This is a genomic window from Streptomyces sp. NBC_00647, from assembly GCF_045207245.1.
Taxonomy (GTDB): domain Bacteria; phylum Actinomycetota; class Actinomycetes; order Streptomycetales; family Streptomycetaceae; genus Streptomyces.
On sequence record NZ_CP109040.1, the window covers coordinates 8,961,968 to 8,976,708 of the forward strand.

Sequence of the window (14,741 nt, forward strand, 5' to 3'; positions counted from 1 at the left end):
GCTGCCTGCCTGTGTGCCCCGGCTGGAGGTCATCCAATGATCATCCGTCACGTTCGTCAAAACGATTCGCCCGCCCACGGGGACACCGTCTCTGGTGTGCCGTCGCGCTCCGTTTCTGTCAAAAGAGCGGGTCGTCGGTTCCTGGCTTCCTGGAGTGCACGCTTGTGGGTTTCTTCGGCTTCGGGCGGTCGGCCTGCGCGGGCGCCGAGGTTGGCGGCCAGCAGCCTGTTGAGGGTGCTGGGGTGGCTGCTTTCGGCGTATTCGAGCAGGTGCAGAAGGGCTGCGAGCTAGCCCTGGCGGAGGAAGAGGTGGGTCAGGGGAGCGGAGTCGCAGGAAATCAGTGCCTGCTGCACGCGGCCGTCGTAAGCACGTCTGTGCACGTCGGCGAAACGGGTCTGGGGATCCTCGAACAGGCAGGGCTGGGCAGGCAGGTAGGAAGCCAGGGCGAAGTCCTGGCCCTCCCGACGGTAGGACGGCTGTGCACCGCTGCCGGATCCGGCCGGGTCGAGACGGAAAGCATCGACGAAGCCCGCAACGAACTCGGGGCTTGGGAAGCAGACCGGCCCCGGGCCGCCGGACAGGTACCGGTCCTGTCCATCAGCGGTGTAGAGACACCAGCCGGACGTGCCCGCCCAGTGAAGCCCGCAGTCGCCCCCGCCGTGCCGGTCCTGGAACGACTGCGTGAACGAGATGCCGGCCTCGACATCGAGGTACTCGCCGTCCGCGTCGTGCCAGGGACCGCAACTCTGGATACCGGTCACCGACAGACTCGCCTCCAGGAGGCACTCGGCGACAGCAGCGGCATAGTGACCTGCTCGCCTCGGAGAGCTCAGCTGACATCTGGGGGCTGGTTTCGCTGGCCACGGAACTCTCTCTCCACCTTCGGTGTCGGACGGTGACGTCGCCGCGGCATCCCGCCGGGGCCGGATAACGCCCGCCGCAGCACGCGCGTGGCGGCGCAGGGAGGACGGCTGCGCTGTTCGACCCCGGATACCTCTTCGCCAGCCGCGCGTAAATCTATGTTGGCTGGAGTAGACATTGGCTGATCGTCTGGCTACGATTTCTCTCGTAGCCAGGAAGACAGCAGGCCCGGCAGACACGAACTGCCGGGCGGTAGGACGCAGTTGCAGTTGGCAGGACGGTGCGGTGGTGGAGTTCCGAAGCCAGGGTTGTCGCAGGTCGGCGACGGGGCTGACGACCGGACCGGGTGGCCCGCAGTGATCAGGGGCCGCCGTGAGCAGGATCGAAGGTGAGTTGCAGTACCTGTAGATGCAGTTCGCGGTATCCCGCAGTGCAGGTGTGTGGGTGGTACCTCGGTGAAGGCGTCGGCTGCGGGCGCGCGCACCGGGAGGTTCGGCAGTGGGGTTCTAAGCCAGAGCGGTAGTTGCAGGACGGGCGACGGGGCTGGCTGCCGAAGAGTGGCGCTGAAACAGGCCACTAAGTGGTTCGCATCACCAGTAGAGCAGTACCAGCAGTTGAAGTTGATTGATCCCAGAGGGAATGAACGGAGGAGCGAGGCGCCATCAGGATCGCCCGGGCGGATTGGCTGAGCCCGGGTACCGCAGGACATCGATAGTGAGGTGGTCTCCGGTCGAGCAACCGCGATCCCTGCGAACCCTGAGTCAATCTGGTCGGGTTCGCGGAAACAGTAGGCCGGCGCAGTATCAGGGCCGGCAGATGGTGTAGCAGTTCCTTCGGGGCCCTGGCACACATGGTGCCAGGGCCCCTCCACGCGTTCCATGAGAGAGGTGCAATGACAGCAGACGACTCGTTCAGCCGCCTGGAAGACGACGACTACCCCGCCTACACGATGGGCCGGGCCGCCGAACTCCTCGGCACCACCCAGGGCTTCCTGCGCGCGATCGGCGAAGCACGCCTGATCACCCCCTGCGCTCACCGGGCGGCCACCGCCGCTACTCCCGCTACCAGCTGCGCATCGCCGCCCGCGCCCGCGAACTCGTCGACCGCGGCACGCCCATCGAAGCCGCGTGCCGCATCGTCATCCTCGAGGACCAGCTCGAAGAAGCTCAGCAGCTGAACTCCGCCTACCGGCGCGAGGCTGGATCGGCGGACCCGACAGCTGCTGTCTGAGACGACATGCACCAGCCTCGGGCCCGAGGCCGGTCTCAGCTCGAGCTTGGCGGACAGGCCGGGGGTGGCCGAGCCTGAAGGGCTGTCATACCGACACACGACAGAAGACGGGGTTCCTGTTTGACCACGCGCCCAACACCCTCGCCGGTCGCATCGACCGCAGCCTGGCTCCACCACGCGTGCACGACCCGGATCAGGAACCAGATCCCGCGGACGGGAAAGGCATGACCGAGTCGATAGGGCCCGGCTTCGATCCTGTCCGCGACTTGGCCCGCCAGGCCGGCAGCATCGCCGAACTCCTCGACGTTATGTGGGAACGGGACCGCAACGAGGGGCCGCCCCCTTACGTGTCTGTCTCCCAGCTGCGCGTGATGTACCTGGTCGACCGTGAGAACGGGATCCGCATGCGGGGGCTCACCCGGCTACTGGGCGCATCGCCGCCCTCGGCCTCCCGTCTGGTCGACCGCCTCCAGGCTCTCGGCTTCGTGGAACGCCGGCCATGCCCCGACAGCCGCCGCGAAGTCATGCTCGGTATGACGCCCGCCGGCCGTACACACCTGACCCGGGTCCGTGAACGGCGCGACCAACTTCTCCTCCAGGCGCTCGGTAACCTGCCTCGCCAGCAGCGCGCCGCATTGGCCGGAAGTCTTGCCGCACTGCAGCACGCGCTGGTCCGACCTCATGGCTCTTGATCGGTGGCGACAGCGGGCACAGACGAAGTGCACGAACGGGGCAGGGAAGACCTGGGGGATTGAGGTGCGTGCGAGGCGATCGACTGCCGTACGGACCCACCCGCGGTCGGTGCCCACGAACCGTAGCCAGTGAGCGTCACCCCGGAACGGGCTCGGCCGTCAGCCAGCCGCTGTCCACGGGAATCCGACCCGCTCCGTTTTTTTAGATCGTTGCACTGCGAGCGAGTCAATATCTGTGCCCGCCAGCAGAGAGTTTGCCTGACCGTGTGGTGAGGCTTTTTACCGCAATGAACAGGATGAAATTATTCAACTGAAAAAGCCGTTGTGACGTGCTACTGTCCATCTCAGTTGCAGTTGTGGTTCCCAAATCTTCAAGTGCTCCCTCCCGGCTCTGCCGGGGAGAGTGCTTTTGTATTTCCGGTCATTTCCGGTCGGGGCAATCATCGCGGCGACACGGTGTCCGCACAGTGCGGACACTGTTGTACTGCCCCAAAGGAGATATGACATGGCTGCTGGCACCGTGAAGTGGTTCAACGCGGACAAGGGTTTCGGCTTCATCGAGCAGGATGGTGGCGGCGCTGACGTGTTCGCCCACTTCTCGAACATCGCCGCCCAGGGCTTCCGTGAGCTGCTCGAGGGCCAGAAGGTGACCTTCGACATCGCGCAGGGTCAGAAGGGCCCGACGGCCGAGAACATCGTTCCGGCCTGACGTAGACGTGCAGCTGGGGCCCGCATCCCTCGGGGTGCGGGCCCCAGCTGCACGCATTTTCGCGCAATGGTTTCGCCTGCGAGGGGGCTCGGAGGAATTCGCAGCCCCCGCTGCTCTTCCATCCGGATGTAGGCGCATCCGGAGCTAGACCGCACTATGGCGCCCAGGTTTGATACCCCGGCAGCGTCACCTATTTCAGCATCTGCGCCCGCGTGATTTTCCGGCGGCCGGATTTGCTTGGCATCGGTCCATACTTTTAATTCCGTGCTGCGTACTGCTTGCGGGAATTTCTTGATATGTGCCGCATCAAGGAAGGTTCCGCATGAACCGCACACGTACGAACGACCGCTCGCCTCGCACCCGGAATGGCAGTGCCGACGCAGGAAGGGGCGCCAGCCGCTTCGGCTCGCCGGCACCGCGCCGGTCCAGCGGGCCTGTCCGTTCCGGCGGCTACGGCCGCCGGCCCGCTGCCGTGCAGGGCGAGTTCGCGCTCCCCAAGACGATCACCCCCGCGCTTCCTGCGGTTGAGCGCTTCGCCGATCTCGGTATGCCTGAGCAGCTGCTGGCCGAACTCGGCAGGCAGGGAGTGACCGTGCCGTTCCCGATCCAGGGCGCGACACTGCCGAACACTCTGGCGGGCCGTGACGTCCTGGGGCGTGGGCGCACCGGTTCCGGCAAGACGCTGGCTTTTGGCCTTGCTCTGCTCGCCCGCACCGCCGGTCAGCGTGCCGAGCCCCGCCAGCCACTGGCACTGATCCTCGTGCCCACGCGTGAGCTGGCGCAGCAGGTGACCGACGCACTCACTCCCTACGCCCGATCCGTCAGGCTCCGGCTGGCCACGGTGGTGGGCGGGATGTCGATCGGCAGGCAGGCCAGCGCGCTAAGAGGCGGTGCCGAGGTCGTGGTCGCGACTCCGGGCCGGCTCAAGGACCTCATCGACCGTGGCGACTGCCGGCTGAACCTGGTGGGGATCACGGTGCTGGACGAGGCCGACCAGATGGCCGACATGGGGTTCATGCCGCAGGTCACCGCGCTCCTCGACCAGGTGCGTCCGGAGGGGCAGCGGATGCTGTTCTCCGCCACCTTGGACCGCAATGTCGACCTGCTGGTGCGCCGCTATCTGACCGACCCCGTTGTGCATTCGGTCGACCCCTCGGCCGGTGCGGTCACGACGATGGAACACCACGTCCTGCACGTCCACGGCGCCGACAAGCACGCCGCCACGACAGAGATCGCCGCCCGCGAGGGCCGGGTCATCATGTTCCTGGACACCAAGCATGCCGTTGACCGGCTGACCCAGGACCTTCTCAACAGCGGGGTTCGGGCCGCTGCGCTGCATGGCGGCAAGTCGCAGCCGCAGCGCACTCGCACGCTGGCGCAGTTCAAGACGGGGCACGTCAGTGTGCTGGTGGCGACCAACGTCGCGGCGCGCGGCATCCACGTCGACAACCTCGACCTGGTCGTGAACGTCGACCCGCCGACCGATCACAAGGACTACCTCCACCGCGGCGGACGCACGGCCCGAGCCGGCGAGTCCGGCAGCGTCGTCACCCTGGTCACACCGAGCCAGCGCCGCGGCATGGTCCGCCTCATGGTGGACGCCGGGATCCGGCCGCAGACCACCCAGATCCGCTCGGGCGACGAGGCCCTGCACCGAATCACCGGCGCCCAGGCCCCGTCCGGCATCCCGGTCGTCATCACCGCACCGGTGACCGAACGCCCCAAGCGCGGTGCCACCTCCCGAGGCCGGCGCCGCCCCTCTTCGACGACCCGGCGCGCGCCTGCACGCCAGACCGTCTTCGATGCGGCGGCCTGAATCTTCGTGATCAGGAAGCTGACCCATCTCTGCAGGAGGCACCTTGTGACGCTGGTTCAGACGCAGCCCCGCCCGGCGAACGCCGGCCCCGTGCACACGACGGTCGCCGAGGTCATGGACGCGGCCGGACCCCAGGTCTGTGACGACATGAGCGTCGAGGTGGCACTGTCGGTCATGGCCGCCGCCCGCACGGGCCGCCTCGTCGTCTGCGACCAGGACGGCCAGTGCACCGGCCTGGTCACCCACGCCGAACTCACCGCCGTCCGCGACAGCACCGCCTACACGGACCGCGTCCGCCTGCGCGACCTCCTCGGCGAACCCGGGTCATTCACCACACCTATGACCACGATGGCCGAAGCCGAGCACGCGATGCGTACCCGCCGGCTTGCTGCCCTGCCGGTGGTCGACGAACGCGACAGTGCTCTGGGCGTCCTCGCCCTCTCCTGCTGAACCGGCTCCTCCCGGCTGGCCGGACCGTCCCCCGCTTACTCTCTGCGAGGTTCACATGCGCTGCGTCATCGCCCGCTTCCCCTTCGAACTCACCAAGGCCGGCGTGCTGGAGTCGATGAAGGGCATCAAGCCCGAGCCGAGCACCGGCGAATCCGTGATCATCGGCCGTCGTCATTACCCCGTGAAGCAAGTCGGCCAGGTCATCACCCGCCAGGACCGCCGTGACTTCAGCGCCGCCGAAGTCCTCCGCGCGATGGCGCAGCTCGGCTTCACCTGCCGCACCCTCCCCAAGGCCGCGTCCGTAGGCATCCTCAGCTCGTTCCGGCATGCGTCCGCGATGCTTGGCACCCCGTGACCGTCTGACCGGGGGAAAAACAGGTAGCAGTGTTGACCGACCCGCGCGCGGGTCGGTCAACACTGCTACCTAGATGGTCTTTGCCGTGGTGGATGCTCAGTGGTCGGAATAGCTGAAGTCGCCCATGGTCCAGGCGCTGACGTCGGCGATCGCCACGCGGTACATGCCGCCCGTCTCGGGGATCCCGACGGTGCCCTGCAGGATCCGGGCGACGTGGAAGTGCAGGTGGGTGGGCGGTTCATCGTTCTTCGCAGGGGCGGCGAAGATGGCGGAGAACTCGCCCAGGCGGGCAGAGTCTGTCAGTACGTCCGACACCCTCTGCCTCCACACTGCTTCGGGAGCCAGCCGGCCGGTGATGACTGCACCACCGGTAACCACGGTCAGGGACATCTGGTTGCTCTGCCCGGACTCCACCAGGGCGGCGACGGAAACGAGCAGCTCGTCAGGCTTGGACATGGGGCAGATTATATTGACTGGCCGTCTGGCCCCCTCACCGCAGGCAGCTCTGAAGCCTTCATCCGCCGGTTGCCGCATCACAGAGCTGTCAGCACGGCTACGGAGCGTCTTCGTCATGTCGTGAACGCATCACAGACAACCTCAGACGCTCGTCCAGGCGTCGAGGAAGGCCTTGCGCCCGTCGGCATCGTCGGACCTGCGGTCCGCGTGCAGGACGCGCCAGGCGGTGAGCTCAAGATCACGGAGCCAGAGCTCTCCGATGACCTCGGTCTTGAGGTCGGGGAAATCGTCGGACTCCACGAGGGCCTGACCGATCACCTCGTTGGCTGCGAGGCGCTGGGGCGGGGTCATCTGGTCGACGGCCGAGAGGATCTGCCGGGCCAGGGCAGTTCCTTCTCCGGTCAGCGAACGCAGCACGAGAGCCTTGATGTTGGCGGGCAGCAGATACGCGGTCCCCGATGACCTCCACAGCTCCGACCAGAAGCGCTCTCCCGCCTTGGTGGGGGCAGGCAGTGCGGCCAGCAGCCCGAGGAGATGACCGGTGGCCGCATAGCCGTCGGAATGGGCTGCAGCAACGACTGCGATGCCGGCGACGCCCTCCACGTCGAGACGGCCCGCCTCAAGGTGCGGTGCCAGGCCCAGCTGGTGTTCCAACTGGTTCGTGAGGGGGGCGGATACGTGGGGACGGACCTCAGGAAGCATCGACGATCCTTACGCGTAGGCGGGCCCGATGCCCGTTCGGAAGACCTGATCGTTCCCACGAGGGGCCGGGCTACTCGGCCTCGGGAGACCCTATTTGCCGTCCGATCAACGAGAGCGGAGCTGCAACGGTTGCGAACCGCTCTCGGCAGAGCGGGTGCAGTACGTTCGCGACTGACCTCCCGAATTGCCGTCCGAGTGCCGCCCTCTAGCATCGCTCCATGATCACCCGTGATGCCCAGGAGTCCGAAGGAGGACGTGAAGCCGTGTCCCGCGACGCTGCTGAAACCGAATACATCCACGATTCCTCAGAGCGTGGAGAGGGCCGTAGAGACGGGCAGTTCGTCGGATCGCAAGCCGACGAAAAAGAAGAGGAAGGAAGCCCGGTTGCGGCTCTGGTGGAGCGTGCGGCCGACCTGGTCGAACCGATCAAGCCGAGGCTGCGTGGCTGGCTCCATGCGGGCATGGTCCCCTCCTCGCTGACCGCAGGCATCGTGCTCATCTGCCTGGCCGCCACCCCACAGGCAGCCGTGGCCTGCGCCGTGTACTCGGTCACCGCCTGGCTGCTGTTCGCAACGAGCGCCGTCTACCACCGCGGCACCTGGGGGCCGCGTGGGGAGGCGATTCTGCGACGTCTCGACCACGCCAACATCTTCCTCATCATCGCCGGCACCTGCACCCCCCTGGCCGTGCTCCTCCTCCCGCCGGACCAGCGGTCCCTGCTGCTGTGGATCGTGTGGACGGGCGCACTGGCCGGCATTGCCTTCCGGGTCTTGTGGGTGGGAGCCCCACGCTGGCTCTACACCCCGTGCTACCTGGCCCTGGGTTGGGCACCGGTGCGCTACCTGCCCGACTTCCTGCACAACGGCGGAGTGGCCGTACTCACGCTGGTAGTGGCCGGCGGTCTTCTCTACAGTGCGGGCGCGGTCGTCTACGCCCTCAAGCGCCCCGACCCCTCACCGCGGTGGTTCGGCTTCCACGAGGTGTTCCACACCCTGACCGTGGCGGCCTTCACCGCGCACTACATCGCCATCTCCCTGGCCCGTCTACTGACCGCGCGGGGTGACCGCGCAGGCTGCCGGGACGCAAGAGCGTTCCGGCAGCTTCGTCACCTGCGACCAGTGGAGGCGGGGCCCGTTTGCGGATCACATCGCCCCTGAAGCCTTGGGGGTGCGGGCCAAACCCGGGCAGCTTCGGGCCCTCACGCAACTCACCTACCCCGTTTGCGCGATACCTGTGTCAACGAACGCCGTAGCCGCTGGACACGCCCCGCTCTGCGGCGCCGCCCCATTGTCCGCGACGGGCGGATGCTGTTTGCCCGTAATGGCGGACTCCCTGCGTGGAGTCGAGTCGGTACGGAAGGATCTGCCTACCGACTACGGCTGTCACGTAGTGGTGTTGGACCGCGAAGTTTTGCTGGAGATCCACTGAGCACAGTGGGGCGATGAGTTCGTCCTGGCCCTGGCGGCCCGCAGCACCACGGACAAGTGGGTGGGCCAGCAACGCGCCTGGGTGCACGAACTGCTCACGTTCGCACAGGGACCGGTGTGGGAGGTGACGCCTGAGGACGTGGACGGCTGGCCCGCCGCCGCCCGGGCCCGCGGCGCCGGAACACATACCCGGGCCCAGATGGCCCACACCATCCACCGCTTCTACAGCTTCCTGCAGACCCGCCACGCACGAGACGCCGAGGAAGCCGCCGGCCGGCCGCTGGTGCAGCCGGTCGACGAGTTCAACCAGCCCCACCTGCTGGCCCGGGCGCATGTGCGCATCCCGCCGTCGGCCGAAGAGGTCGAGGCCCTGTTCGCCGCCTGGCGCTCCGGCCTGCCGGGCGAGCGGGGGTCCAGGTTCCTGACGGGCGCGCGGGACTACGTGGCCGCGTCGTTGTGGCGGCGGGTGGGCCTGCGCAACGAAACCGTCCGCCTGCAGGCGGGGGACTGGTATCCCCAGGTCGGAGCCTTCGGCGTCCTGCACATCCGGTGGGGCAAAGGCGCCAAGGGAAGCGACGACTGGTGCCGGCCGTCAACGGAGTGGACCGGCTGCTGGCGTGGTGGATGTCCCAGGTGCGCGGCCAGTTCGGCGACGACCAGCCGCTGCCACCAAGGCGACGGCAGCCGGCGCCCGGCATGCGCCGAGACACTGCGCCACGGCCTGGCACAAGCCGTCGCCCACCGGCTGCCCGCCTGGAAGGGACCCTCACCCCGCACCCCCTGCGGCACTTCTGCGTACTTTACGGGCATGCGGCCCGGGAACTGATCGATGACTGGCGCACGGTGAAGCCGATGCGCCAGGCGCCGGCGGCCTTCTCTCACCGCCTCCGCCTGGCCGCGGACGCCTTGTCGCCCACGAGTGCGGTCGACGTGCGCCCGCACCGCGCCCTTTATCAGCCGGCTTCCGTCAAGGCTGTGTGCGCGACGGCGAGGATCTCCTCGGAGAGCGGGGAGCCCTTGGTGGCCCGGGACAGGACCAGCGCACCGAACAGGGTGCAGAGGCGGGCGATGCCGTCCTGGTCGTCGGTGGCGAGGAAATCGGCGAAGTCGGCCACCCCCTCGGCGTAGAGGCGACGGGCCTCGCGCCCCCCGCCCTCGCGCGCGATGTCGGTGGCGAGCGCGGCGACCGGGCAGCCGTCCGCCGGGTCGTCGCGGTGCTCGGCGGAGAGGTAGGTGTCGATCAGCGCCTGCTGGGCGGCTTCGCGCTGCCCGTCGTGCCGCTCGAGCCCGGTGCTGTGGCGTCGGGCGAGCTCGGCGAAGGCGTGGGCGGTGGCCTCGTCGACGAGCGCCTCCTTGGAGGCGAACTGCTTGTAGAAGGCGCCGTGGGTCAGACCGGCCGCCTTCATCAGGTCGGCGACGCTGACCTGCATGCCCTGCTCCCGGAACAGCCGGGATGCGGTGTCCACCACCCGCCTGCGATTTTCCTCCGCCTGTGCCTGCGATACGCGGCCCATGACCACCTCCCATTTGGATGTCGACTGGCATCTATCGTAGACCCATGTTTAGATTGGATGTGTAATCTAATTTGTCGCGGGCGGCCGACGGCACCCGCCAGGACCAGGAGCAGGCATGGAACTGAAGAACGCGGTCGCGGTCGTCACCGGCGCAAACCGGGGGCTCGGGCGGCACTTGTCCGCTCAGCTCGTGGAGCGCGGGGCGAAGGTGTACGGCGCGGCCCGGCGCCCCGAGACGGTCGATGTGCCGGGTGTCATCCCGCTGCGGTTGGACGTCACGGACGAGGCGTCGATACGGGAGGCCGCCCGCGTGGCGTCCGACGCGACGCTGTTGATCAACAACGCGGGGATATCCACCGGCGCGACGCTGATCGGAGGCGACGTGGCTGAGGTGCGCCGGGAGATGGAGACCAACTTCTTCGGTCCGCTCGCCGCGACCCGGGCCTTCGCCCCGGTCATCGAGGGCAACGGCGGCGGCGCCGTACTCAACGTCCTGTCCGCCCTGTCCTGGTTCCACCCGGCTGGCCTCGGCTCCTACGCGGCCTCCAAGGCCGCCGCTTGGGCGCTGAGCGACGCGACCCGTGAGGAGCTGGCACCGCGCGGGATCACCGTCTCGGCGCTGCACGTCGGCTACATGGACACCGACATGGCCGCCGGCGTGCCTGCCGATCAGAAGGTCGCCGCCGCCGACGTCGCAGCCCAGGCCCTGTACGGCATCGAGACCGGCCTGCCCGAGATCCTCGCCGACGAGACCAGCCGGTACGTCAAGCAGAGCCTGTCCGCGGCACCCCAGCCGAACGCGGGCTGACGCTCACCCCTCCACCCCGGCGCGACCGCCTTCCCACCCCTCATGCAAGGACGTCTCATGCGTTACACGACCTTCGGGCACCGGACCGGACTGCGCGTGTCCGAGTACGCGCTCGGCACGGCGAACTTCGGCACCGGCTGGGGCGCCGGCGCTGAGCCGGACGAGGCACGCCGGATCTTTGACCGGTTCGCCGAAGCCGGCGGTACCTTCCTCGACAGCGCGGACGGCTACCAGTTCGGCGAGTCGGAAGAGCTGACCGGAAAGCTGATCTCCGCCGACCGCGACCACTTCGTCCTGGCCACGAAGTTCGCCCTCGGCGCCGCCCCGCAGCCGGACATCTCCAGGACGGGCAACAGCCGCAAGAACATGGTCGCCTCGGTGGAGGCAAGCCTGAAGCGCCTGGGCACCGACTACATCGACCTGCTGTGGGTGCACTTCCCCGACGAGCTCACCCCGATGGAGGAGCTCCTGCGCGGACTCGACGACCTGGTGAGCGCCGGCAAGATCCACCATGCCGCGCTGTCCAACTTCCCCGCCTGGCGTGTCTCGCGCGCGGTAACCCTCGCGGACCTGAAGGACTGGGCCCCGATCGTGGGCATCCAGCACGAGTACAGCCTCGTCGAGCGCACCGCCGACCGCGAACTCCTGCCCATGGCCGAGAGCCTCGGACTCGGCGCCGCCCTGTGGTCCCCGCTCGGCGGCGGACTGCTCACCGGCAAATACCGCAGCTCCGCCGAGGGGCGCCTGAGCGACCTGGGCATGGTCATCCACACCGAGAGCACCGACCAGAAGACCGCCGTCGTCGACACCGTCCTGGCCGTCGCCGAGGAGACCGGCGTGACGCCCGCCCAGGTGGCGGTGGCCTGGGTGCGCGAGCGCGCCGCTCGCTCCGTGGCCACACTCGTCCCGATCATCGGCCCACGCAACCTCTCCCAGCTCGACAGCTACCTCGGCGCCCTCGACGTCCAGCTGACCGACGAGCAGTACACCCGCCTGACCGAGGTCAGCACGGTGCCGCTCGGCGCGCCCCACGAGGGGATCGCCGTCTCCCTGGACCGCCTCCAGGGAGGCGCCGCCGACCGCGTCATCGCCCCGGTCGTGCCGGTGGCCTGATGGGTGAACGCGGCTGAGGACGCAGTGCGCCCGCGCCGCAGCCAGGAAAACGACACAAAATGTCCCGTACTGGGAGAAATCCTGGGCGAGCGAAGACCCCGCCCTCTCACGGACGGCAAACGGAACGGAGACGACGATGAGGGCTTTCATAGTCGAGAAGTACGGCGGCCAAGCCGGGATGCGCGCCGCCGAGATACCCGACCCCCAGAAACGCTTTGCCAGGAGTGCTCCGTGAAGGCCTTCGTCCTCGAGAAGTACGGCTCCCCCTTGCGGGAGGTCGAGATGCCCGTACCGGTCCCCGCCCCCCATGAGGTGCTCGTGCGCATGGTCGCGTCGGGCGTCAACCATGCCGACGAGCGGGTCCGCTCCGGCGAGTTCAAAGCAATCTTCCCGTTCCGGCTACCCAAAGTCATGGGCGGTGAGCTCTCCGGCGAGGTCGTCGAGGCCGGCTCCGCGGTACGCGACGTCGCCGTGGGTGACCACGTGTACGGCTATGTCGACTTGGCGGCCACGGGCACCTTCTCCGAGTTCGTCGCGGTCGACGCCGCCACGATGGCACCCGTGCCCCGGTCGGTGAGCCTGGTCGAGGCCGCGGGGCTTCCAGTCGTCGCGCTCACGGCCTGGCAGGCCCTCGTCGAGATGGGCAAGGTGAAGAAGGGCCAGACCGTCCTCATCCATGGCGGGACCGGTGGCGTGGGATCGGTCGCGATCCAGCTCGCCAGGCACCTGGGCTGCACCGTCGCCACCACCGTCTCGACGGCGAACATCGCAGCCGCCCGAGAGCTTGGTGCCGACATTGTCATCGACTACCGCCGCGACGACCTTGCGCAGAGCCTCGCCAGCACGCCCGTCGACCTCGTCCTCGACACCCAGGGCGGAGCCACGCTGCAGGCTTCCCTCGGTGTGTTGCGCCCCGGCGGCACCGCCATCGGCATCACAGGCCCGCCCGACCCAGTCTTCGCGCGGCGCGTCGGTGTCAACCCCGTCGTCCGGCTCGCCATCCGGGCCCTGAGTGCCCGTACCCGCCGCCGGGCACGCGCGCTCGGGGTCACCTACCGCTTCCTGTTCATCACACCCGATAGCGCCGCGCTGCGCCGGGTCGCCGGGCTGGTCGACGACGGGGTGCTGCGCCCGGTCATCGACCGGGTGCTCCCATTCGACCAGACCCCGCGGGCTCTCGACGAGGCGCTCGCCGGCGGCACACGCGGCAAGGTCCTGGTCACCACCGACCCGAAGGCGGTGACCAACCGTGGCTGAGTCCAACGTCCGCCCCCGCCCGACCACGTGGGCCACGGCGCCCAACCGCCGCATCGTCGTAGGTTCGAACACGCTCGTCTACCGCGACCTCGGCCCCGAGATCGGCGTCCCGCTGGTCCTGCTCACTCACCTGGGCGCCACGCTCGACGAGTGGGATCCCCGATTTGTCGACGCGCTCGCCCGCGACCGCCGTGTCGTCGCGCTCGACCTCCCCGGGGTCGGCGGATCCACCGGCCGTGACCCAGGCACCGTCGCCGCGATGGCGCGTGCGGCGGAGGGGTTCGTGGCCGCCCTCGGCCTGACTCAGATGGACCTGCTCGGATTCTCGCTCGGCGGCTTCGTCGCCCAGCAGGTGGCCCTCGATGCGCCGGGGCTCGTGCGCCGCCTCGTCCTGGCCGGCACCGGCCCCGCCGGGGGAGCCGGAATCGACCGTCCGACCGGAGGAGCCTACGTCTACTGGGACATGGTTCGTGCCGCGATGGCCCGTACCGATGCCAAGGAGTTCCTGTTCTTTCCCCGCACCCCAGCGGGCAAGGCGGCAGCCAAGGCTTACCTCGCGCGCTTGCGCGAGCGCGTTATGGACCGTGACGACCCCATCACACCGTCGTCCTTTCACCGCCAGATCACCACCATCCGGGGCTGGGGCCGGGCTGAGCCGCAGGACCTCTCCCGCATCGGCGCCCCGACGCTCATCGCCAACGGCGACCACGACCGCATGGTCCCCACCGAGCTGTCCCACGACATGCACGCCCGCATCCCCGGCAGCACGCTGATCATCTACCCAGGGGCCGGGCACGGCGGGGTCTTCCAATATGGCGACGAGTTCGTCGACGCCGTGCGAGCCCACCTCGACACCGACAGCTGAGATCGGCTGTCCATCGCCTCCGCCCGCACCCTCGGCCTGGCCGACATCGCCCTCCGCTGGGCCGGGGTGGGCCTGTACGACGGCGGCACCCTCGTCTACGTGACCGCCCGCCGGGTTGGCGAGGACGCCAACGAGTTCGGTCTCATCACGCACGGCCCTCTGGCGAGGGCGGTCGATGTACTGGCACGGTCAGCACAGCGCACCAGCCAGCAGCGCCGGGAAGGTGTCGACAACCCCGGCCAGATGAGAGGGGCCGCCATGGCCGCTAGGAACGTCCGCCGCGGCGGAGGAAGGGTGTACCGCGAGGCACTGCTGTTGCAGGCCCTGCGCAACACCATGCGCGGCATTTTCTCGATGCACCGTGCGCGTGAAGAACGTGACCAGGCACGCGGGGTCGAGAGACTGGCGCGCGCTGATCTGGCTCGTTTGCAGCATGTACGTGAGGCGATGCAGAGCAGCCCCGGCGCCGGACCCGCGCCGGGCACC

Annotated in this window: 16 protein-coding genes and 1 pseudogene; 12 read left to right on the forward strand and 5 right to left on the reverse strand. The window is 68.5% G+C overall.

The window, feature by feature from the left end; genetic code table 11:
• Window positions 1-287: 287 nt before the first annotated feature.
• Window positions 288-761 carry a hypothetical protein gene (locus tag OG788_RS39305; RefSeq protein ID WP_406375728.1) on the reverse strand — a complete coding sequence of 158 codons (474 nt, stop codon included), beginning with the start codon at window positions 759-761 and terminating at the stop codon, window positions 288-290.
• Window positions 762-1,753: 992 nt separating this feature from the next.
• Here OG788_RS39305 and OG788_RS39310 point away from each other — a divergent pair.
• From OG788_RS39310 to OG788_RS39335, 6 genes and pseudogenes are all read left to right on the forward strand, one after another.
• Window positions 1,754-2,091, forward strand: a pseudogene (locus tag OG788_RS39310) (MerR family transcriptional regulator).
• A 224-nt stretch (window positions 2,092-2,315) separates the two neighbouring features.
• Window positions 2,316-2,783 carry a MarR family winged helix-turn-helix transcriptional regulator gene (locus OG788_RS39315; RefSeq protein WP_406375729.1) on the forward strand — a complete coding sequence of 156 codons (468 nt, stop codon included), beginning with the start codon at window positions 2,316-2,318 and terminating at the stop codon, window positions 2,781-2,783.
• Window positions 2,784-3,288: 505 nt separating this feature from the next.
• A complete protein-coding gene (locus OG788_RS39320; RefSeq protein WP_151471173.1) occupies window positions 3,289-3,492 on the forward strand; it encodes a cold-shock protein in 204 nt (67 codons plus the stop codon).
• A gap of 322 nt (window positions 3,493-3,814) precedes the next feature.
• Complete coding sequence (locus OG788_RS39325; protein ID WP_406375730.1) at window positions 3,815-5,308, forward strand: DEAD/DEAH box helicase; 1,494 nt, start codon at window positions 3,815-3,817, stop codon at window positions 5,306-5,308.
• 45 nt (window positions 5,309-5,353) lie between these two features.
• Window positions 5,354-5,758, forward strand: coding sequence for a CBS domain-containing protein (locus OG788_RS39330; protein ID WP_406375731.1), 405 nt, complete (start codon window positions 5,354-5,356; stop codon window positions 5,756-5,758).
• A gap of 55 nt (window positions 5,759-5,813) precedes the next feature.
• Entirely contained in the window at window positions 5,814-6,113 is a 300-nt protein-coding gene (locus tag OG788_RS39335) for an SCO5918 family protein (protein ID WP_406375732.1), read from the forward strand.
• A gap of 96 nt (window positions 6,114-6,209) precedes the next feature.
• On the opposite strand, the gene OG788_RS39340 is transcribed toward OG788_RS39335, so the two are convergent.
• Both OG788_RS39340 and OG788_RS39345 read right to left on the reverse strand, forming a co-directional pair.
• Entirely contained in the window at window positions 6,210-6,569 is a 360-nt protein-coding gene (locus OG788_RS39340; protein WP_406375733.1) for a hypothetical protein, read from the reverse strand.
• A 141-nt stretch (window positions 6,570-6,710) separates the two neighbouring features.
• Entirely contained in the window at window positions 6,711-7,271 is a 561-nt protein-coding gene (locus tag OG788_RS39345) for a hypothetical protein (RefSeq protein WP_406375734.1), read from the reverse strand.
• A gap of 218 nt (window positions 7,272-7,489) precedes the next feature.
• On the opposite strand from OG788_RS39345, the gene OG788_RS39350 reads away from it, so the two are divergent.
• Both OG788_RS39350 and OG788_RS39355 read left to right on the forward strand, forming a co-directional pair.
• Window positions 7,490-8,428 (forward strand): hemolysin III family protein, encoded by a 939-nt coding sequence (locus OG788_RS39350; RefSeq protein WP_406375735.1) that lies wholly within the window; start codon window positions 7,490-7,492, stop codon window positions 8,426-8,428.
• Window positions 8,429-8,759: 331 nt separating this feature from the next.
• Entirely contained in the window at window positions 8,760-9,524 is a 765-nt protein-coding gene (locus tag OG788_RS39355; protein WP_406375736.1) for a hypothetical protein, read from the forward strand.
• Between the two features lie 127 nt (window positions 9,525-9,651).
• Here the strand turns inward: OG788_RS39355 and OG788_RS39360 are convergent, their stop codons facing one another.
• Window positions 9,652-10,212, reverse strand: coding sequence for a TetR/AcrR family transcriptional regulator (locus OG788_RS39360; protein ID WP_406375737.1), 561 nt, complete (start codon window positions 10,210-10,212; stop codon window positions 9,652-9,654).
• Window positions 10,213-10,327: 115 nt separating this feature from the next.
• On the opposite strand from OG788_RS39360, the gene OG788_RS39365 reads away from it, so the two are divergent.
• The 4 genes from OG788_RS39365 (at window position 10,328) to OG788_RS39380 (ending at window position 14,255) form a co-directional block, all read left to right on the forward strand.
• On the forward strand, window positions 10,328-11,020 hold the full coding sequence (locus OG788_RS39365; RefSeq protein ID WP_392960518.1) for an SDR family oxidoreductase: 693 nt from the start codon (window positions 10,328-10,330) through the stop codon (window positions 11,018-11,020).
• A 57-nt stretch (window positions 11,021-11,077) separates the two neighbouring features.
• Entirely contained in the window at window positions 11,078-12,133 is a 1,056-nt protein-coding gene (locus OG788_RS39370) for an aldo/keto reductase (RefSeq protein WP_406375738.1), read from the forward strand.
• 231 nt (window positions 12,134-12,364) lie between these two features.
• Entirely contained in the window at window positions 12,365-13,390 is a 1,026-nt protein-coding gene (locus OG788_RS39375) for an NADP-dependent oxidoreductase (protein ID WP_406375739.1), read from the forward strand.
• Entirely contained in the window at window positions 13,383-14,255 is an 873-nt protein-coding gene (locus tag OG788_RS39380; RefSeq protein ID WP_406375740.1) for an alpha/beta fold hydrolase, read from the forward strand. Before OG788_RS39375 ends, OG788_RS39380 begins: the two co-directional genes overlap by 8 nt.
• Window positions 14,256-14,444: 189 nt before the next feature.
• On the opposite strand, the gene OG788_RS39385 is transcribed toward OG788_RS39380, so the two are convergent.
• Window positions 14,445-14,690, reverse strand: a complete 246-nt coding sequence (locus OG788_RS39385) for a hypothetical protein (RefSeq protein ID WP_406375741.1) — start codon at window positions 14,688-14,690, stop codon at window positions 14,445-14,447.
• Between the last annotated feature and the right edge of the window lie 51 nt (window positions 14,691-14,741).